The organism is Burkholderia sp. Tr-20355 (assembly GCF_017104685.1).
GTDB lineage: Bacteria > Pseudomonadota > Gammaproteobacteria > Burkholderiales > Burkholderiaceae > Burkholderia > Burkholderia seminalis.
The window spans coordinates 50,246-69,210 of sequence record NZ_JAAGPK010000030.1; the positions used below are offsets into that span (position 1 = coordinate 50,246).

General features: G+C 67.5%; 16 protein-coding genes and 2 pseudogenes. 9 read left to right on the top strand and 9 right to left on the bottom strand.

What is annotated here, in order from left to right:
* Positions 1–45 precede the first annotated feature (45 nt).
* Together G3N62_RS10985 and G3N62_RS10990 are read left to right on the top strand one after the other, a co-directional pair.
* On the top strand, positions 46–1,221 hold the full coding sequence (locus G3N62_RS10985) for an alpha/beta fold hydrolase (protein ID WP_124671333.1): 1,176 nt from the start codon (positions 46–48) through the stop codon (positions 1,219–1,221).
* Positions 1,222–1,348: 127 nt separating this feature from the next.
* A pseudogene (locus tag G3N62_RS10990) lies at positions 1,349–2,317 on the top strand (D-2-hydroxyacid dehydrogenase family protein); the annotation flags it as partial.
* A 267-nt stretch (positions 2,318–2,584) separates the two neighbouring features.
* Here the strand turns inward: G3N62_RS10990 and G3N62_RS10995 are convergent.
* From G3N62_RS10995 to G3N62_RS11010, 4 genes are all read right to left on the bottom strand, one after another.
* Positions 2,585–3,724: a patatin-like phospholipase family protein gene (locus G3N62_RS10995; RefSeq protein ID WP_034189503.1), complete on the bottom strand. Its 1,140-nt coding sequence runs from the start codon at positions 3,722–3,724 to the stop codon at positions 2,585–2,587.
* Positions 3,725–3,868: 144 nt separating this feature from the next.
* Positions 3,869–4,330 (bottom strand): cupin domain-containing protein, encoded by a 462-nt coding sequence (locus G3N62_RS11000; RefSeq protein ID WP_049031278.1) that lies wholly within the window; start codon positions 4,328–4,330, stop codon positions 3,869–3,871.
* Between the two features lie 92 nt (positions 4,331–4,422).
* A complete protein-coding gene (locus G3N62_RS11005) occupies positions 4,423–4,764 on the bottom strand; it encodes a plastocyanin/azurin family copper-binding protein (RefSeq protein ID WP_034189505.1) in 342 nt (113 codons plus the stop codon).
* 19 nt (positions 4,765–4,783) lie between these two features.
* Positions 4,784–5,728 (bottom strand): metallophosphoesterase, encoded by a 945-nt coding sequence (locus tag G3N62_RS11010; protein ID WP_124671331.1) that lies wholly within the window; start codon positions 5,726–5,728, stop codon positions 4,784–4,786.
* Positions 5,729–5,985: 257 nt separating this feature from the next.
* Between G3N62_RS11010 and G3N62_RS11015 the strand changes: the two genes are divergently transcribed.
* From G3N62_RS11015 to G3N62_RS11025, 3 genes are all read left to right on the top strand, one after another.
* A complete protein-coding gene (locus tag G3N62_RS11015) occupies positions 5,986–6,213 on the top strand; it encodes a hypothetical protein (protein ID WP_059556725.1) in 228 nt (75 codons plus the stop codon).
* A 101-nt stretch (positions 6,214–6,314) separates the two neighbouring features.
* Positions 6,315–8,069: an ABC transporter permease subunit gene (locus G3N62_RS11020; RefSeq protein ID WP_206141232.1), complete on the top strand. Its 1,755-nt coding sequence runs from the start codon at positions 6,315–6,317 to the stop codon at positions 8,067–8,069.
* 11 nt (positions 8,070–8,080) lie between these two features.
* Complete coding sequence (locus tag G3N62_RS11025) at positions 8,081–9,430, top strand: nitrate/sulfonate/bicarbonate ABC transporter ATP-binding protein (protein WP_206141233.1); 1,350 nt, start codon at positions 8,081–8,083, stop codon at positions 9,428–9,430.
* 27 nt (positions 9,431–9,457) lie between these two features.
* On the opposite strand, the gene G3N62_RS11030 is transcribed toward G3N62_RS11025, so the two are convergent.
* Positions 9,458–10,336 carry a MurR/RpiR family transcriptional regulator gene (locus G3N62_RS11030; RefSeq protein ID WP_034189944.1) on the bottom strand — a complete coding sequence of 293 codons (879 nt, stop codon included), beginning with the start codon at positions 10,334–10,336 and terminating at the stop codon, positions 9,458–9,460.
* 338 nt (positions 10,337–10,674) lie between these two features.
* On the opposite strand from G3N62_RS11030, the gene ggt reads away from it, so the two are divergent.
* On the top strand, positions 10,675–12,426 hold the full coding sequence (gene ggt, locus G3N62_RS11035) for a gamma-glutamyltransferase (RefSeq protein ID WP_034189943.1): 1,752 nt from the start codon (positions 10,675–10,677) through the stop codon (positions 12,424–12,426).
* Between the two features lie 184 nt (positions 12,427–12,610).
* On the top strand, positions 12,611–13,939 hold the full coding sequence (locus tag G3N62_RS11040) for a dicarboxylate/amino acid:cation symporter (protein WP_034189942.1): 1,329 nt from the start codon (positions 12,611–12,613) through the stop codon (positions 13,937–13,939).
* A gap of 59 nt (positions 13,940–13,998) precedes the next feature.
* On the opposite strand, the gene G3N62_RS11045 is transcribed toward G3N62_RS11040, so the two are convergent.
* The 3 genes from G3N62_RS11045 to G3N62_RS11055 form a co-directional block, all read right to left on the bottom strand.
* Positions 13,999–15,033 carry a terpene synthase family protein gene (locus G3N62_RS11045; RefSeq protein WP_124671075.1) on the bottom strand — a complete coding sequence of 345 codons (1,035 nt, stop codon included), beginning with the start codon at positions 15,031–15,033 and terminating at the stop codon, positions 13,999–14,001.
* A gap of 178 nt (positions 15,034–15,211) precedes the next feature.
* Entirely contained in the window at positions 15,212–15,601 is a 390-nt protein-coding gene (locus tag G3N62_RS11050) for a DUF3331 domain-containing protein (protein ID WP_034189940.1), read from the bottom strand.
* 43 nt (positions 15,602–15,644) lie between these two features.
* Positions 15,645–16,937, bottom strand: a complete 1,293-nt coding sequence (locus G3N62_RS11055) for an NAD(P)/FAD-dependent oxidoreductase (protein WP_034189939.1) — start codon at positions 16,935–16,937, stop codon at positions 15,645–15,647.
* Between the two features lie 147 nt (positions 16,938–17,084).
* Between G3N62_RS11055 and G3N62_RS11060 the strand changes: the two genes are divergently transcribed.
* Positions 17,085–17,738, top strand: coding sequence for a TetR/AcrR family transcriptional regulator (locus tag G3N62_RS11060; RefSeq protein WP_124671076.1), 654 nt, complete (start codon positions 17,085–17,087; stop codon positions 17,736–17,738).
* A 27-nt stretch (positions 17,739–17,765) separates the two neighbouring features.
* Here G3N62_RS11060 and G3N62_RS11065 read toward each other — a convergent pair whose 3' ends face one another.
* Complete coding sequence (locus G3N62_RS11065; RefSeq protein WP_124671077.1) at positions 17,766–18,677, bottom strand: LysR family transcriptional regulator; 912 nt, start codon at positions 18,675–18,677, stop codon at positions 17,766–17,768.
* Between the two features lie 108 nt (positions 18,678–18,785).
* Here G3N62_RS11065 and G3N62_RS11070 point away from each other — a divergent pair.
* Positions 18,786–18,965: pseudogene (locus tag G3N62_RS11070) on the top strand (3-oxoacyl-ACP reductase); the annotation flags it as partial.

Sequence of the window (18,965 nt, forward strand, 5' to 3'; positions counted from 1 at the left end):
GCGACCATCGCCGTTAAAGTCCTGTCCGCAACCCGATCCGCTGCCATGTCCCTTATTTCCGTTGCCTTTGCCAGCATCCGGCCCGCGCGTGCGCGGTCGTTCGCCCGTGCGCTGTCGTTCGCACTTTCGCTCTCGGTTTCGATCGCCTGTGCCGTCATCGGCATGGCGGGCAGTGTGCGTTCGGCCGAAGCCGCGACACCTACCCAGCGCGAACGTCTCGAAGCACCGGTCAAGGCCGTCGCCGACCAGCGCGTGGCCGTCGCGACGCCGCAGGGCAGCGCGGCGCTGCCCGTCTATGCCGACCATCCGCTCGATCAGCCCGCGCCCGACGTCGTGCGCGTGTTCATCGTGATTCACGGCACGCTTCGCAACGCCGACACGTATTACGCGTCGGGGCGCCAGGTCGTCGAGAAGGCCGGCGCGGCCGGCAGCGGCACGATGGTCGTCGCGCCGCAGTTCCTGACGCGCGCCGATACGCGCGCATTCTCGTTGCCCGCATCGACACTCGCGTGGACGCAGGAAGGCTGGAAGGGCGGCGAACCGGCGCGCCAGCCGGGGCCGGTCAGCTCGTTCGCGGCGCTCGACGCGCTGCTCGCGCATTTCGCCGACCGCAGCCTGTACCCGTCGCTGACGACGGTCGTCGTGATCGGTCACTCCGCCGGCGCGCAGTTGCTGCAGCGTTACGCCGTGGCCGGGCACGAAGGCGACGCGCTGGCGCGTGGCGGCGTCGCCGTGCGCTACGTGGTCGCGAACCCGTCGAGCTACCTGTATTTCGACGACGAACGGCCGAATGCCGACGCGATCGCGGGCGGCATCTGCCCGCGCGCGACGCAATGGAAGTACGGGCTGAAGTCGGCGCCGCCTTACGTCGCGTCGCAGGATGGGCGCGAACTCGAAACGCGTTATGTGGCGCGCGATGTCGTGTACCTGCTCGGGCAGGCCGATACGAATCCGTACACGCATTTCATCGACCGTTCGTGCGCGGCGATGGCGCAGGGCCCGTACCGGCTCGCGCGCGGGCTCGCGTATTTCGACTACCTGAAGAAGCGGCACCCGGACGATCTCGCGCAGCAGGTCGTCGAAGTCCCGGGCGTCGGGCATGACGGTCTCGGCATGTTCACGTCCGCTTGCGGGCTGGCCGTGCTGTTCGGGCAGGCCTTGCCGCAATCGTGTCCGGTCGTCGCCGGCACCGCGCCGGCGATGCGGGCGGCAGGGCCGTGAGCGGGCGAGCGAGGTGCGCGCGCGGCGAGAATCGATCGATCAGAAAAATGCAGGAATCGGCGACATAAATTCATTTCCCTGCGCGGCGTTCGCGGTTCAGGATGACGGCGTTCCCAGGAGCGTCCCCATGAACATCACGATCCTCGACGATTATTTCGACACGCTGCGCACGCTGCCGAGCTTTCGCAAGCTGGACGGGCAGGCGGTCACGATCTGGAACGACCATGTGCAGGACGTCGACGCGCTGGCCGAACGCCTGCGCGATACGGAGGTGCTCGTGCTGATTCGCGAGCGCACGCAGATTCGCGCGCCGCTCATCGCCCGGTTGCCGAAGCTGCGGTTGATCAGTCAGCGCAGCGTGTATCCGCATATCGACATCGACGCGTGCACCGCACACGGCGTGATCGTGTCGTCGAACCAGCATGCCGGCACGCCGTCCTATGCGGCTGCCGAACTCACCTGGGGCCTCGTGCTGGCCGCGGTGCGCCAGATTCCGCAGCAGATGCGCGCGCTGCAGGCCGGCCACTGGCAAACGGGCGTGGGCCGGACGCTGCGCGGGCGCACGCTGGGCATTTACGGCTACGGCCGGATCGGTGCGGAGGTCGCCCGATACGGCGCCGCGTTCGGGATGAACGTGCTGGTCTGGGCGCGCGAAGCGTCGCGGCAGCGCGCCCGCGACGACGGCTGGCACACGGCGCCGGACAAGCGCACCTTCTTCGAAACCTGCGACGTGCTTTCGTTGCACATGCGGCTCGTGCCCGCCACGCGCGGCATCGTGACGGCCGAGGATCTCGGCCGGATGAAACCCGATGCGCTGCTGGTGAACACGAGCCGCGCGGGCCTCGTCGCCGCGGGCGCGCTCGAGGCGGCATTGCAGGCCGGCCGGCCCGGGATGGCGGCGCTCGACGTGTACGAGACCGAGCCGCTGCGCGACCCGCGGCATCCGTTGCTGCGTTTGCCCAATGTCGTGTGCACGCCGCATATCGGCTACGTGACCGAGGACGAATACGAAACGCAGTTCTCGGATGTGTTCGACCAGATCGTGTCCTATGCGGCCGGACAGCCGATCCACGTGGTCAACCCGGACGTGCTCGCGCACGAAGCGGCATCGATCGAGCCGTTGATCCTCGACCTGCTCGAATGGATCGGGCCCGGCGCGCGGCCGTACGACGAGGTGATCGACGCATGGCGCACGTCGTGCCCGCGCCTGCCGGTCTGGGAGGAGGCGTGCGCGCGCGGTTACGTGGTCCGGCACCATGCGCCCGGCGGCGTGGCGGAGGTCGAAGTGAGCGAAGCCGGCCGCGCCCGTGTCCGGGCCGCGCGCGCCTGAGCGTGCGGGGCGAGCGGCCGCGCCATCCGCGCGTCATGCCGTTTTTTCGGCGACCGGCGCTGCGTCCGGATCGTACACCGTCAAGCCTTCCGTCGGATCCGTCGGCACGTCCCACGGGCGCGCGGCGATCGCCCGTTTCGCCGCGTCGTAGCCGGCCTGCCGGCGCGCCGCGATGCCGGCCGGCGTGAAATCGATGTCCTTCAACTGATTGTCGCCGTCGAGCCGCGGCGCGGCGAGCTTGATCAGGTGCATCGTCGTCTCGCATCCCCACGCGGCGAGCCGGCGCACCGCGGGCGACGCACGGTCGGCTTCCGGCACGTGCCGGACCAGCTCGCGGATCACGTGGCGCAGCCGGTGAATCTGCTGCTGGCGCGCGATGTGGCTGTCGGTGCGGCTCGCGTACTGGATGTCCTTCTGTCGCTCCGACACCTGCCAGATGCTCTCGGGCTCGGGGCCGGCCGGATTCCACATCTGCACGGAGAAGATGATCGAGCTGCGGCGCGGGTTGTCGTCGAGCACGACCTCGACCGGCGTATTCGAATACACGCCGCCGTCCCAGTACGGCGCGCCGTCGATCCGTATCGCCGGAAACGCGGGCGGCAGCGCCCCCGAACTCATGATGTGCTCGATCCCGAGCCGTGTATCGCGTGAATCGAAATAGCGCATCGTGCCCGTACACGCGTTGACGGCGCTGACGGTCAGGCGCGGATGGCCCGCGTTCAGCAAGTCGGGATCGACCAGCGACGCGAGCGTGTCGCGCAGCGGCGCGATCCGGTAGTACGACGCGCGATCGACGCCGAGGCGAGCCAGCGGCCCGAACCACGACGCCGGATTGGGCTGGAAGAAGCCCGTGATGCCGCCGCCGATGATCATTAGCTCGGCCAGCATCCGGTCCCAGCCGGGCACCAGGGGCGGGACGTCGAAACGGGTCCGCTCGGTCACGCGCCGCCAGAACGCCGACAGCTTGTCGTAGCGCTGCTCCGGCGGATTGCCCGCGATCAGCGCCGCGTTGATCGCGCCGATCGACGTGCCGACCACCCAGTCGGGCCGGATCCCGGCTTCGTCCATTGCCTGGAACACGCCGAGCTGGAACGCGCCCAGTGCGCCGCCGCCCTGGAGCACGAGCACGACTTGCCCGGGGAGGTCCATTCGTGCCGGCTGGCTCGCGGTCATGGCTTGCCTCGCTGCGTATGACGGTGGGTCGGATCCGAACAGTTCGATTCAGTTTAGGCGATCGATCGCGCGGCGTCGCCCGCCGCGCGACGGCGGCCCGCGTTTGCGTTGCCGCTCGCGTCCGACCCTTTGGCGCGGCCGGCGTCACGCGTCCGGGTAAGGCGTGCCGTCCTTGTGCAGGAACCGGCCGTCGCGGCTCGGGCTCATCAGGTCGATGTCCGGGCAGGTGATCACGTCGTCCGGCGAACGCGAGCCGACTTCGAGATAGACGGCAACCGCGTCCGACCGGTTGACCAGGTGGTGACCGTTGCCCGAGTTCTTCGGAAACGCGGCGCAGTCGCCCGCGCGCAGCACGGTCTCGCCGCCGTCCTCGATCATCACGAGCTCGCCTTCGAGCACGTAGACGAATTCGTCCTCGTCGGAATGCCAGTGCCGCTGGGCCGACCACCCGCCCGGCGGCACGCGCATCAGGTTGACGCCGAAGTCGCGCAGCCCGCCCGCGTCGCCGAGACGCTGGCGGACGCGCTGCGCGCACGGCGCGTCGAACGGCCGCGGATAGCCGCTGCCGCGGCGTTCGGGCACGGCGCCGAGGTCGATCCTGGGCATGGGCGGCTCCGTCTGCCACGCGGGCGAATGGGACGGCGATCATTGTAGGCCGATGCCGCCCGCCGTTCGTTCGCGTCGTTTGGCGGGCCGCGTCATTCGACGGTGATCGTCTCCTTCATGTACGGGTGAATCCCGCAGAACACCTTGTAGACGCCCGGCTTGTCGAAGCGAAACGAGTAGGTGTCGCCCTGGTCGAGCGCCGCCGAGTGAAAGATGCCGGCATCGTTGACGACGGTGTGCGGTTCGCCGTCGAGGTTCTTCCACGTGACGGTCGTGCCGGCCTTGATCGTGGTCGACATCGGCGAAAACATGAAATTGCGGATCGTCACGAGCGGGCCGGTCGGGCCCTGCGCGAACGCGGCGAGCGGCGTGCCGGCGGCGGCCGCGCACAGGATCAGCGCGGCGACGGTGCGGGTTGGCATGAAGCGGATCATGTCGTTCTCCTTGTTTTCATCAGGCCAGCGTCGTGTCGTGAAGCGACGACGCAACCGGATGGCCGGCGAATTCGACGGTCGTCACGCCGAGCATCGCGGGCAGCCGGTCGCGCGGCACCGTGAGCGGCACGGGGCCCGGGCCGTTGCCGGCCGTCGGCTGCGGGAACGCGGTGGAGCGCGCGGTATGGAACGTCACGTTGCCCTCGACCTTCGACACGATCTGGTGAATGTGCCCGTTCAGCACGGTGACCGAGCCGAAGCGGCGCAGCAGCGCCATCGTCTGCGGCGCGTCGCCGGTGCCCCAGCCCCACGGTTCGTAGATGGTCCACATCGGCATGTGCGAGAACACCACGATCGGCGTGCTCGACGAGCGGCCCTTCAGGTCCTGCGCGAGCCATGCGAGCTGGTCGTCGCCGAAGCTGCCGAGCCCGTTCGGCTTGAAGTGCATCACGTTGACGAGGCCGATGAAATGCACGCCCGCGTGATCGAAGCTGTAATAACCGCGGTTGTCCGACGCCTTGCCGAACCGGCCGAAATACTCGGCGCCCGACCCGTCGGTGACGTCGTGCTCGCCGGGCACCGTGTGCAGTTCCGGCACGCGCAGCGCGGCCAGCAATTGCGACGCGTGGTCGAACTCCTCGGGCTTGGACAGGTGCGTGATGTCGCCCGTATGGATGGCCAGCGCCGGCATCGCGGGCATCCCGTTGACGAGTTCGATCGTCTGCTTGAGCGTGGCCGATACATGGGGATTCGCGTCCTTGTTGAAGCCGATGTGCGTATCGCTGATCTGCACGAACAGCGGCTTGCCCGCGGCGGCCGGGCGTGCATCGCCGGTCTGCGCGAGCGCGAGGTCGAACGGCGTCAGGATGCCGCCCGACAGCGTAAACAGCGTGCCGAGGCCGCCGAAGGCCATGCATTGCAGGGCCTTGCGGCGCGACGGGCGGGTAGGGGTCGATGAAGACATGGGAGCCTCGCAATCGTGTGACGAAACCGGACGGCCGGATCGTCCTGGAATAAGCCGGCGCCTTCGGATGCGATACCGGCGAAGCGGCGGATTTATTCCCGCGCGCGACGCGGTCGACCCCCCGTGTTCGCGGCTTCCGGGGCGCCGCGCGATGCCGGGAGGATGACCCGTCAATGTCCTGTAAGTGACACGTCATATTTGCGTCACGGCCGACCGATAGCCTGCGACTCCGAATCACCTCTCTCCGGAGCCCCTTCATGCCGAACCTCGCGGCAACGGAAACGGGCGGCGCGGTCGGCCGCCGCACGCGCACGACCCGCCTCGTGCGGTTCTTTCTGATCGTTGCCTGCGGCATCGCCCATGTCGGCGTTCATCCCGACGCCGAGCCGAGTCCCGTCAAGGAACGCGCGGTCCCGCCGTTCCTGCTGCTGTTCGTCGCGCGGCTGACGGCCGGGATGGCCGGCGCGTACGGGCTGCCGGTATGACTGCGCACGGGCTGTCCTGATTCGCGCCGCGGGGCGCGACGCCTGGCCGCGAGACCGGCGGCCGGACCCATCGACTTTCAATTCGACACAACACGCTACCGATGGATCTCAGTTTCTTCGACCCGAATCGCACCGCCAACGCGTCCGCGTGGCGCGTGCTCCCCAATCGCTGGGACGCCGTCGCGTTTCCGCTGATCATCGGCATCCTCGCGATGGCGATCGTCGGTTTTCACGAGACGATGGCGCCGATCGGCGTACTGCAGACGCAGAAGATCTCGCTCGACCCGTCGAACCTGCCCGAATACGCGTTGCGCACCACGCTGCGGATGCTCGCGGCGATGGTCGCGTCGCTCGCGTTCACGCTCGTCTACGGCACGCTCGCCGCGAAAAGCCGCCGTGCGGGCATGGTGCTGATCCCGATCCTCGACATCCTGCAGTCGGTGCCGGTGCTCGGCTACATCTCGTTTACCGTCACGTTCTTCCTCGCGCTGTTCCCGGGCCGCGTGCTCGGCGCCGAACTGGCGGCGATCTTCGCGATTTTCACGAGCCAGGCGTGGAACATGACGTTCAGCTTCTACCAGTCGCTGCGCACGGTGCCGCGCGACCTGAGCGAAGTGTCGCGCGGCTTTCACCTGACGCCGTGGCAGCGGTTCTGGAAGCTCGACGTACCGTTCTCGCTGCCGGGCCTGATCTGGAACATGATGATGTCGATGTCGGGCGGCTGGTTCTTCGTCGTCGCGTCGGAGGCGATCACGGTCGGCAACCAGACGATCACGCTGCCGGGCATCGGCGCGTATCTCGCGCAGGCGATCTCGGACAAGAACCTCGGCGCGGTCGGCTGGGTGATCGTCGCGATGTCGGTCGTGATCCTTGCCTATGACCAGTTCCTGTTCCGGCCGCTCGTCGCATGGGCCGACAAGTTCCGGATGGAGAACACCGCGTCGGGCGATGCGCCGCAATCCTGGCTGCTCGACATGATGCGCCGCACGCACCTGATCCATCAGCTGCTCGTGCCGGCCGGCTGGCTGCTGTCGCAGGCCGCGCGGATTCCGCTGCGCGTGCCGTCGCGGAAGGGCGCGCGCTCGCGCGGCGCATCGTCGCGCCGCGCATCGCGCCTCGGCGACATCGTGTGGGGCGCGTTCGTGATCCTGCTGACGGCGTACGTCGCGTGGCGCGTCGTCAGCTTCGTCGCGACCGGCGTGACGATGGGCGAGGTCGGCCACGTGCTCGTGCTCGGGCTCATCACGCTGCTGCGCGTGCTGGTGCTGATCGCGATCGCGTCGCTGGTCTGGGTGCCGCTCGGCGTGCTGATCGGGCTGCGTCCGAAGCTGGCCGAGAAGATCCAGCCGCTCGCGCAGTTCCTCGCCGCGTTCCCGGCCAACCTGCTGTTTCCGGTGTTCGTCATCGTGATCGTCCACTTCCACCTGAACGCGGACATCTGGCTGTCGCCGCTGATCGTGCTCGGCACGCAGTGGTACATCCTGTTCAACGTGATCGCGGGCGCGATGTCCTATCCGAACGACTACAAGGAAGCGACGAAGAATTTCCGCATCCGCGGCTGGCAGTGGTGGCGGCAGGCGATCCTGCCCGGCATCTTCCCGTACTACGTGACCGGTGCGATCACCGCGTCGGGCGGCGCATGGAACGCGAGCATCGTGTCCGAGTTCGTGCAGTGGGGCGACACGAAGGTCATTGCGCACGGCCTTGGCGCGTACATCGCGCAGACCACCGCCGCCGGCGATTTCCCGAAGATCATCCTGGGCATCGCCGTGATGTCCCTGTTCGTCACCCTGTTCAACCGTCTGCTGTGGCGTCCGATGTACGCCTACGCGGAATCCCGGCTCCGTCTCGATTGAGAGTAAGCGCGATGCAACCAAATTCGACCGTTATCAACGCACCCGCCAAGACGTCCCAGCCGCTGCAGCCGCCGCGCCTCGGCGAGGAAATCCTGCGCGTCGAGCACGTCAACCGCGGCTTCAACAAGACGCAGGGCGAATTGCTCGTGCTCGACGATGCGAACCTGTCGCTGCGCGAAGGCGAGATCGTCGGGCTGCTCGGCCGTTCCGGCTCGGGCAAGTCGACGCTGCTGCGCATCATCGCCGGCCTGATCGAACCGACCGGCGGCGAGGTGACCTACCTCGGCAAGCCGCTGACCGGCCCGGCCGAAGGCGTCGCGATGGTGTTCCAGACCTTCGCGCTGTTCCCGTGGCTCACCGTGCTGCAGAACGTGGAAGCCGGCCTCGAGGCGCTCGGCGTCGGCGCGCGCGAGCGGCGCGAGCGCGCGCTGGCCGCGATCGACCTGATCGGTCTGGACGGCTTCGAGAACGCGTACCCGCGCGAGCTGTCGGGCGGCATGCGCCAGCGCGTCGGTTTTGCGCGCGCGCTCGTGGTCGATCCGACGATCCTGCTGATGGACGAGCCGTTCTCGGCGCTCGACGTGCTGACGGCCGAAACGCTGCGTACCGACCTGCTCGATCTGTGGACGCAGGGCCGCATGCCGATCAAGTCGGTGCTGATCGTCACGCACAACATCGAGGAAGCCGTGTTCATGTGCGACCGGATCCTCGTGCTGTCGTCGAACCCGGGCCGCGTGATCGCCGAGATCAAGGTGCCGTTCAAGCATCCGCGCAACCGGCTCGATACCGATTTCCGCAAGCTGGTCGACGACATCTACGCGAAGATGACGGCGCGCCAGACCGGCGAGGCGACGAAGAAGGGGCTCGAACTCGGCAGCTGGATGCCGCGCGTGTCGACCAACCTGATGGCCGGCCTGATCGAGACGCTCGCGATGGCGCCGTACCACGGCCGCGCGGACATGCCGGAAATCGCGCGTACGCTGCATCTGGAAGTCGACGAACTGTTCCCGATCGCCGAAGTGCTGCAGCACCTCGGTTTCGCGGACGTGCGCGAAGGTGACGTGTTCCTGACGCCGCCCGCACGCGTGTTCGCGGAATTCGGCACGCAGGAGCGCAAGCTGATGTTTGCGGATCACCTGCTGAAGCACGTGCCGCTGGCGGCCCGGATCAGGAAGGTGCTGAACGAGCGCCCGGGCCATCGCGCGCCGCGCGTGCGCTTCGAGCAGGAACTGGAGGATTTCCTGTCGGACGAAGCAGCCGAGGAAACGCTCGACGCGGTGATCGACTGGGGCCGTTACGGCGAAGTCTTTTCGTACAACGACAAGACGGAGGTGTTCAGTCTCGAGGATGTCGAGAGCTGAGGGCCGGGCCCGGATGGCGAGCGATCGTCATTCGGGCAAATCCCGCTGATTCGTATCCTGCTCGATCCCCCCGGTACTGAGCCGCTCGATCTTCTCCATCCGCTGCCGCGCGAGTTCCGGCAGCCGGTTCGTCACGCCGATCACCAGCGCTTCGGCGAGCGCCAGCGCCGGCACGTTGGTCTGCAGCATCGCGAACGGGCGCCCCTGGATCCGCAGCACGATTTCCGCGAATTCGCCGATCGGCGAGCGCCATTCGTCGGTGATCAGCAGGATGCGCGTGCCGAGCCGGTGCGCGGCCTGCGCGAAGCGGATGCTGTCCTTCTGGTAACGGCGGAAATCGAAGATCACGAGCACGTCGTCGCGCCCCATGTCGACCAGTGCGGCCGACGCGAGATTCACGTTCGGCTCGACATGGTGGACATGCGGCCGCGCGTAGGCCAGCGTGAACGAAAACAGCGACGCGAGCGGCGCCGTATAGCGCCCGCCGCCGCAGAAGACGCGCACGCCCGGATCGGCCAGCACCGCCACCGCGGCGTCGAATGCCGCCGCGTCGAGCTTGTCGATCGTGGCCGCGAGCGACCCGGACAGCCGCTCGAAAATCGCCGCATGACTGTCGCGCATGCCCGTTTCCGAGTGGAACGCGTCCATCCGCGCGAGCGGCGAATTCATGGCGGTGTCGATCTCGTCGTGCAGCGCCTGCTGGAACGACGAGTAGTTCGGAAAACCGATGCGGACGACGAAGCGGAATACGGTCGGGTCGCTGACTTCCGCCTGCTTGGCGAATTGCGCGATGGGCCCCAGCCCGAGACTGGGATAGCGATCCAGCAACGCCTGCGCGACTTTCTGTTCCGACGGCGTGAAGCTATCCATCTGGGATAGCAGCAACGCCCTGATGCTCGTCCCCATCGGGCACTCCGGCTCTCTTATCTGAATGACAAACGGCAGACCTGAGTCTGCAGGCGACTCCGCGCATGTTAGCCGATCGACGGACGGCGGGCCGCGACCGTCCCGATATGGGAGGGACGTCTCGCCTGTTCCGATGGCGCGTGCATGAGTGTAATGAAATAAACATGTGAAGGGATTTTTCTTGACGAATCACCGCCTTGGATTCAGTGATAACCCTAGGTTTTGGCCCAAAAAAACGAGTGCTATGATCGCGCCTCGCTGAAATGTATCGTTTATTACATGGTTGTCGAGCGACGCATGCCGGCCCGGTCCGGTTTATTTGTCTGGAGGATTCCGTCATGAGGCGGCTCGTAGTACTCACCCTGTTGTCGGCCGTGAGCGTGTGCGCGTTCGCCGCATCGGACCCGGCGGTCGAAGCGAAGAACGGCATGGTCGTGTCGTCGCAGCACTTCGCGTCGCAGATCGGCGTCGACATCCTGAAGGCGGGCGGCAACGCGGTGGACGCGGCGGTGGCGGTCGGCTATGCGCAGGCCGTGACGAATTCGTGCTGCGGCAACATCGGCGGCGGCGGTTTCATGACGCTCCACCTGGCCGACGGCCGCGACCGCTTCATCAATTTCCGCGAGACCGCGCCGGCCGCGGCGTCCGCGAACATGTATCTCGATGCGGCGGGCAACGTCATTCCGGAGCAGAGCCTGTACGGTTATCGCGCGGTCGGCGTGCCGGGCACGGTGGCCGGCCTCGATCTCGCGCAGCGCAAGTACGGGAAACTCACGCGCAAGCAGGTGATGGCGCCGGCGATCCGGCTCGCGCGCGACGGCTTCGTGCTGACGCGCGGCGATACGGACATTCTCGATACGACGGTCGAACGCTTCAGGAAGGACCCGGAAGCCGCGCGCATCTTCCTGCGCCCGGACGGCACGCCGCTGCAGCCGGGCGACCGCCTGGTGCAGAAGGACCTGGCCCGCACGCTCGAGCGCATCGCGGAGCAGGGGCCCGACGCGTTCTATCACGGCGAGATTCCGAAGATCGTCGAAGCGGCCGCCAGGCGCGGCGGCGGCGTGATCACGGCCGCCGACTTCGCGTCCTACCGCGCGCAGGACATGGCGCCTCTGACGTGCACGTATCGCGGCTACGAGTTCGTGTCGGCGCCGCCGCCGAGCTCGGGCGGCGTGACGATGTGCGAGACGCTGAACATCCTCGAAGGGTATGACCTGCGCAAGCTCGGCTATCACTCGGCCGCTGCGGTCCATTACATGACCGAAGCGATGCGCCATGCATACGAAGACCGCAACACGCTGCTCGGCGATCCGAACTTCATCGACAACCCGGTCGCGAAGCTGACGAGCAAGGAATACGCGGCGCAGATCCGCAAGAGCATCCATGCCGACACGGCCACGCCGTCGGTCGACGTGCAGCCCGGTGTCGGCGTCCACGAGAAGCCGGAAACGACGCATTACTCGATCGTCGACCACGACGGCAACGCGGTGTCGACGACCTATACGGTCAACGGCCGTTTCGGCGCCGTGGTCATCGCGCCGGGCACGGGCTTCTTCCTGAACGACGAGATGGACGACTTCACGGTGAAGGTCGGCGCGCAGAACCTGTTCGGCCTCGTGCAGGGCACGCGCAACTCGATCGCGCCGGGCAAGCGTCCGCTGTCGTCGATGGCGCCGACCATCGTCAAGAAGGACGGCAAGGTGTTCATGGTGGTCGGGTCGCCGGGCGGCTCGCGCATCATCACGATCACGCTGCAGACCGTGCTGAACGTGATCGACTACGGGATGACGCCGCAGGACGCGGTCGCGGCGCCGCGCATCCATCACCAGTGGCTGCCGGACGAGGTCTATTACGAAACCTACGGCCTGTCGCCCGATACGCTCGCGATCCTGCGCAACATGGGCTACAAGATGGTCGAGCAGACGCCCTGGGGGGCCGCCGAGCTGATCCTGGTCGGCCTGCCGGGCACCGAAGCGGCGAGCCGCCAGAGTTCCGGGAACGATTCGTCGGTGTCCGGCAACGTGCGGCCCGGTTTCATCTACGGCTACAACGATCCGCGCCGTCCGGCTGGTTCGGCGATCGGTTACTGAGCCGGTCGCATCCCGCTGAACTGCCGCCGCCGGTGTTCGCTTTCTCGCGAATGCCGTCGCGGCGGCGGCAGGTCCGTTCGCGGACACTCGCAAGCCCGACCGGCTTGCCACGCGCGCCCCGCGGCACGGCACGGCTCGCGCGCGGTTTTATCCGTCAACCCCTTTACCGTGCACGGACTCCGTCATGAACAAACGAATGTCAGCGGCAGGCTGGATCCTGCTCGCGATGGCGGCCGGCATCTTCATCGGCTACCTGATCTACACGCAGCTTCCGGACAAGCAGTCGGCCGCGGAAATCGCCGGCTACATCTCGCTCGTGTCCGACGTGTTCCTGCGGCTGATCAAGATGGTGATCGGCCCGCTGGTGTTCTCGACCCTCGTCGTCGGCATCGCGCACATGGGCGACGCGTCGTCGGTCGGGCGCGTGTTCGTGAAGGCGTTCGGCTGGTTCGTCACCGCGTCGCTGGTCTCGCTGCTGCTGGGCCTGCTGATGGCGAACCTGCTGCGGCCCGGCGAGAACCTCGGGCTGCCGCTGCCGGATATCGGCGCGTCCGCGCACCTCGCGACGTCCAAGTTCACGCTGAAGGATTTCGTCGGCCACATGGTGCCGAAATCGATCGCCGAGGCGATGGCGAACAACGAGATCCTGCAGATCGTCGTGTTCTCGATGTTCTTCGGCGTCGCGCTGTCGGCGCTCGGCGAGCATGGCAAGATTCTCGTCGCCGCGATCGACCAGCTTGCGCACGTGATGCTGAAGATCACCGGCTACGTGATGAAGCTCGCGCCGCTCGCGGTGATGGCCGCGATGGCGTCGACCGTCGCGGTCAACGGGCTGTCGATCCTGCTGAAGTTCGCGGTGTTCATGGGCGACTTCTACATGAGCCTCATGCTGCTGTGGACGACGCTCGTCGCCGCCGGGCTGCTGTTCCTCGGCCGCCGGGTGTTCAGGCTGCTGGTGCTGATCAAGGAAGCGTTCATGCTGTCGTTCGCGACCGCGAGCTCGGAAGCCGCGTACCCGAAGATCCTCGATGCGCTCGACCGGTTCGGCGTGCGCCGCAAGATCTCGAGCTTCGTGATGCCGATGGGGTATTCGTTCAACCTCGACGGCTCGATGATGTACTGCACGTTCGCGTCGCTGTTCATCGCGCAGGCCTACAACATCCACCTGTCGCTCGGCACGCAGGTCACGATGCTGCTGGTCCTGATGCTGACGTCGAAAGGGATGGCCGGCGTGCCGCGCGCGTCGCTCGTCGTGATCGCGGCGACGCTGCACCAGTTCAACATCCCGGAAGCCGGGCTGCTGCTGATTCTTGGCGTCGACACGTTCCTCGACATGGGGCGCTCGGCCACGAACGCGGTCGGCAATTCGATTGCCAGCGCGGTGGTCGCGAAGTGGGAGGGCGAGCTGATGTCGGAGTCCGAAGCACTGGCGCATGCCGCGCATCTCGATGCCGAACTCGAGCGGCAGAACGGCGATCCGCGCACGCCGGCCGGCTCGGCGATCGGTTCCTGACCGGCCTCGGACGGCCCGACGGCCGCCGTCGGGCCGCGATCGGGGGAGGTTTCCCCGCTTCAGGGGCGGGCTGCCGTACCCGCCCCGACGGGAACGTGCTCGAGATACGACGTGTTGGCCAGGTCGTCCCGGATATAGCGTCCGCCGTCTTCGTACATGAAGATGTGCCAGTCGTAGTTTCCGCGCATCAGGTCGTGCCACATTCCGACGTAGTGCTCGAGCTGCCGCCATTCCTGTTCGCCGGCGGCGGCCGGCAGCACGTCGCTTTGCCGTAGCGCGTGCTGCTGACGCGTGAATTCCCGATAGGCGTCGTCCACCAGGCGCCGGCATTCGTCGATGGCGCGATCGAGCGGCCACCCGCGTTCCCGCTCCAGCACCATCACGAAGTTGTGGACTTCCCCCAGGTGCTTTTCGCGCTCGTACGAGAAGACGTCGTTGACGAGAAACACGGTGTCGAGACTGAGATCGCCCAGTTGGCGTACCGCCGGATGGGCAATCGTGCGCGGAGCGATTTCGTATCCGCAGGTCGCCTCCAGGTGATCGAGCAGCACGCGGGCGCCGACCGATTCGCGACGGGGTTCCCAGAAGGTATACAGGCTCGGGTACCGGCCGGCGGCATGCCAGTCCGCTTCCCTGAGCCAGCCGTTGAAGAACTGGCGCCAGTGTTCCTGCGTGCGGCGGCGCCAGTGTTCCGACATGTCGTGCGATGCGCGATGCCAGATGTCGAGAAAGGCGCGAATCAGCGGCGTGTCGCGCGCGACGGACCGGTCGTCCGGATCCCAGGTCAACGCAAAGTAAGGCGCGAGGAAATCGCGGACACGCTGCGGACTTTTCGCGACCAGCCCGCAGGTATCTTCGAGAAGGCCCATCAGCGTGACGAAGTCGGCTGCCAGCTGCACCGCGCGTTCGGGCAGGTTGGGCCAGGTCAGTGCCGCGAACGACGGGCCGCCGATCTGCAGTATGCATTTGGCGGCTTCGTCGTCGCTGGTCTGCAGGCCCATGCGTTTCAACCATGCGCCGTCGCCCGCGTCGAAGCGTCTCGGATCGTGGCGGGCATCGGACAGGCGGGGAAGGGCGAAATGCACGTTGGGCATGGAGCACACTCCAGGAGCGTCGAGCCGGGCGCGGATGCGTGTTCAGATACTAGTGAATCGTGCCCTGGATGCAAGCGCGTCGTTCAGGCAAGCGTGCCTGGCAGCATCATTGCATCGGCATTCGAAATATTCCCGTGCGCTGTTGCGACGATGCGGGCAAACACGGGCGGCCCGCACGTCACACGGCTTCCACCGTGTCGATGCACGCCGCGAGCACCATCGCGGCGGCGTTGCCCGGCGTCGAGCCGAGCAGTTGCGGCGCGTAGACGCTGTCGCCGATTTCGATCGCGCGCCCCGACAGCGCGCATACGCCGCGCTTGCGCGTCGTGAACAGCCGCCATTTCTGGTAGCCGTAATGCCCGGTGCACGCGTCGCGCCACGAAATCATCACGGTGTCGGCCGTGGGCCGCTCAAGCACGCTGATGGCCGGCTTGCTCGAGGCGTCCCACGACGGCAACCGGTCGCGCGTGACGGTGCGCCGCCGCGGGCCGCCCCACGAGACGGACGGCATGTCGAAACTGCCGATCGCGGCGACGGTCATGAGCCAGGGCGCTGCAGGGTTGTTCATGTCATGTCCCTCGAAACGTTACGTGGTGCCGCCACGCGCGGCATCACGACAGGCGGATGCGCGGCTGCACCCAGCCGTTGATCCGTTCGGCGATCCACAGCAGGGTCGCCTTGGAGAAACCGTGCAGCGCCTGCTGGTGCCGCCGGTAGAGCATCAGGTGGCTGAACTGCGCGAAACGCCCCTGGATGAAGCCGCCGCGAAAGAACCCGAACTGCCCGAGCGTGCCGAACGCGTCGTAGTCGCTGATCGATACGAGCGCGCCGAAATCGTGGAACGCGAACGGCGGCATCGGCGTGCCGTCGAGCCACGCGGGCAGGTGCTTCGCGAGATGTTCGGCCTGCTGCGTCGCGACCTGCGCGGTGGGCGGCAGCGGCCGCTCGTGGCCATCGGGCAACAGGCTCGCGCAATCGCCGATCGCGAACACGCGTTCGTCGCCCGTGGCCTGCAGCGTCGGGCCGACGACGACCTGGTTCGCGCGGTTCGTGTCGAGCCCGCCGAGCGCCTGCATGAAATCCGGCGCCTTCACGCCGGCTGCCCAGACCATCAGGTCCGCTTCGGCGAACGAACCGTCGCCGTAGTGGAATCCGTTCGCATCGGCCGACGTGACGCGCGTCGACGTCAGCACGTGAAAACCGATCTGTTCGAGCCGCCGCTGGGCGGACGCGGAAATCCGCGGCGGAAACGCGTTCAGGATGCGCGGGCCGCTTTCGAGCAGCGTGAGCTGCAGCCGCTCGCGCACGGTCTCGTCGCCATAGGCCTGCGCGACCTCCAGCAGGCGGCTCAGCTCCGCCGCGAGTTCGACGCCCGTCGCGCCCGCGCCGACGATCGCGACGCGAAACGGTTCGTCGCGCGCGATGCTGCGGAACACGCGCATCCGCAACGCTTCGTTGAAGGTCTCGGCCTGCTGCTGGCTGTCGATGAAGTAGCAGTGCTCGCGCACGCCCGGCACGCCGAAATCGTTGGCCTGGCTGCCGAGCGCGAGGATCAGCACGTCGTATTCGAGTTCACGCGCCTCGATCACCACCGCGCCGTCCTGCGAGCGGATCTCGCCAAGCTGCACGCGGCGGCGCGCACGATCGAGCCCCTTCAGTTCGCCGGGCTGGTACGTGTAGCCGTGGTCGCGGGCATGGGCGAGGAAGATCACCTGCTGCTGCTGGACGTCGCGCGTGCCGGCCGCGATCGTGTGCAGCATCGGCTTCCAGATGTGCGTCGGACTGCGGTCGACGACGGTGACCTGCGCCCGCCCGGACCGGCCGAGACGCTCGCCCAGGCGGGTCGCAAGCTGCAGCCCGGCGATCCCGCCGCCGACGATGACGATGCGTGTAGGGGTTGTCATGGATAAATCATCACGTGATGAATAAGGTATGATCCTAGCGCTTCCCGGCTCCGCATGTCAACGGAGTCGGGCGGGCAGCCTCGTTACGGGACGTGAAACCGGGGCCCGAACATAGGCATTCGAACCAATCAAGGGGAGCAGGAAAACGTGGCTGAAGTCACTGAGCGCGCGCCGTCGAAGCGGCGTACGCGCGGGCGGCCGCTGGCGGATGCGTCCGTCGGTCCGGACGTGATATTGCGGGCCGCGCGCCGCACCTTCGCGAAGCGCGGCTACGACGCGACGAGCGTGCGCGAGGTCGCGCGCGAACTGGGCATCGACGCGGCGCTGATCGCCCATCATTTCGGCGCGAAGGAAACGTTGTGGCTGGCCGTGGTCGAGCAGATCGTCGAGCTAGCCGAGCCGTTGTTCGATGCGCTGCGCGCGCTGCGCGCGTCGTCGCTGCCGCATCGCGACCGCGTGCGGCGCGCGCTCGAGCTGTGCGTCGATCACGAGTTCGCGGAGCCGGATATCGGCATGTTCTTCTCGACCGCGGCGACCGAGGAGGGCGCGCGGCTCGACCGGCTGCAGGAGCGGCTCGTGCGCCCGTATCACGATGCGATGTTTCCACTGCTGGCGGAGGCGGTCGAGGCGGGCACGATCCGCCCGGTCGATCCGAACATGCTGTTCTTCATGATCGCGAGCGCGATCGGCATGACGGTGTCGTACAGCCACATGATGCTGGAGTTCACGTCGCTGCCGACGCGGCCGGAGGCGTTCCGGCAGGCCGTGCTCGACGTCGTGTTCGGCGTCGTCGGCGACTGACGGCCGCCGCGCGCGCAATGCGCGCGGTCACGTCGCGGCAACCAGCCCCAGTTCACCGACCGCGTTGCGCGCGGTCTCGCGCAGCGCATCGACGAGCGGCGACGGCGTGCGGTAGGCGATCGCCAGCTCGTACGCCAGCGGGCTGCCCGCCTCCTTCAGTTCGCAGAACGCTATGCCTGGCGGCTGCATCGGCACGAACAGGCGCGGCATCAGCGCGACGCCGATGCCGCCCGCGACGAGCCCGGCCGTCGTCTGCATCTGGCGCGGCTGCTGGACCACGCGCGGCGCGAAACCGGCCTGCGCGCAGGCGGTGACGATCAGCGCATGCATGCCGGGCCCATGGTGCGCGGCGAACATGACCCACGGTTCGTCCGCCAGCTCGGCGAGCGCGATGCGCTTGCGGCGCGCGAGCCGGTGGCCGTCGGGCACCGCGGCCACCATCCGGTCGCGCAGCAGCGGCTCGACGCGCACGTCGCCGGCCTCGGCCACCGGCAGCACGACGAGGCCGACGTCCGTGCGGTCCTGGCGCAGCGCGAGCACCTGCTCGGCGGTCGTGCCTTCTTCCAGCTGGAAATCGACGTCCGGATGCCGCTCCTGGAAGGCGCGCAGGATCAGCGGCAGCAGTGCGTTGACCGTGCTGTCGACGAAGCGCAGCCGCAGCGTCCCGCCGAGACCCGCGCCCGTGCGGCGGGCCACGGCCACCGCGCGCTCGGCCTGCTCGAGCGCACGCCGCGCCTCGAGCAGGAACGCGTCACCGGCCGGCGTGAGCCGCGAGCCACGGTTGTCGCGTTCGAGCAGGGCGACACCCAGGGCGTCCTCGAGCTTGCGGATCGCCGCGCTGAGCGGCGGCTGCGCCATGTGCAGCCGCTCGGCTGCACGCCGGAAGCTCAGCGTCTCGGCGACCGCGACGAATTGCCTGAACTGGCGCAGATCGATCATGCGATACCGTCCGTGTATCAGTAGGTCATCAAATTCGTATTTTACCTATCACCCTGCGCTGCCCAGAATGTCCCTGTCAACCCACGTCGACAGTCAGGAGGGCAGGTCATGACGGGCAGCGAACAGCAACGTACGGCGATCGTCACGGGCGGATCGAGCGGGATCGGCTTTTGCGGGTTCGGGTCGTTCGTGTTCCTGGGCCAGCAGCTGGCCGGCGACGAAGGCGCGCTGACCGCATCGGTCATGATGGCGACCCAGCCGATGATGGGGCTGCTGCTCAACGCGCTG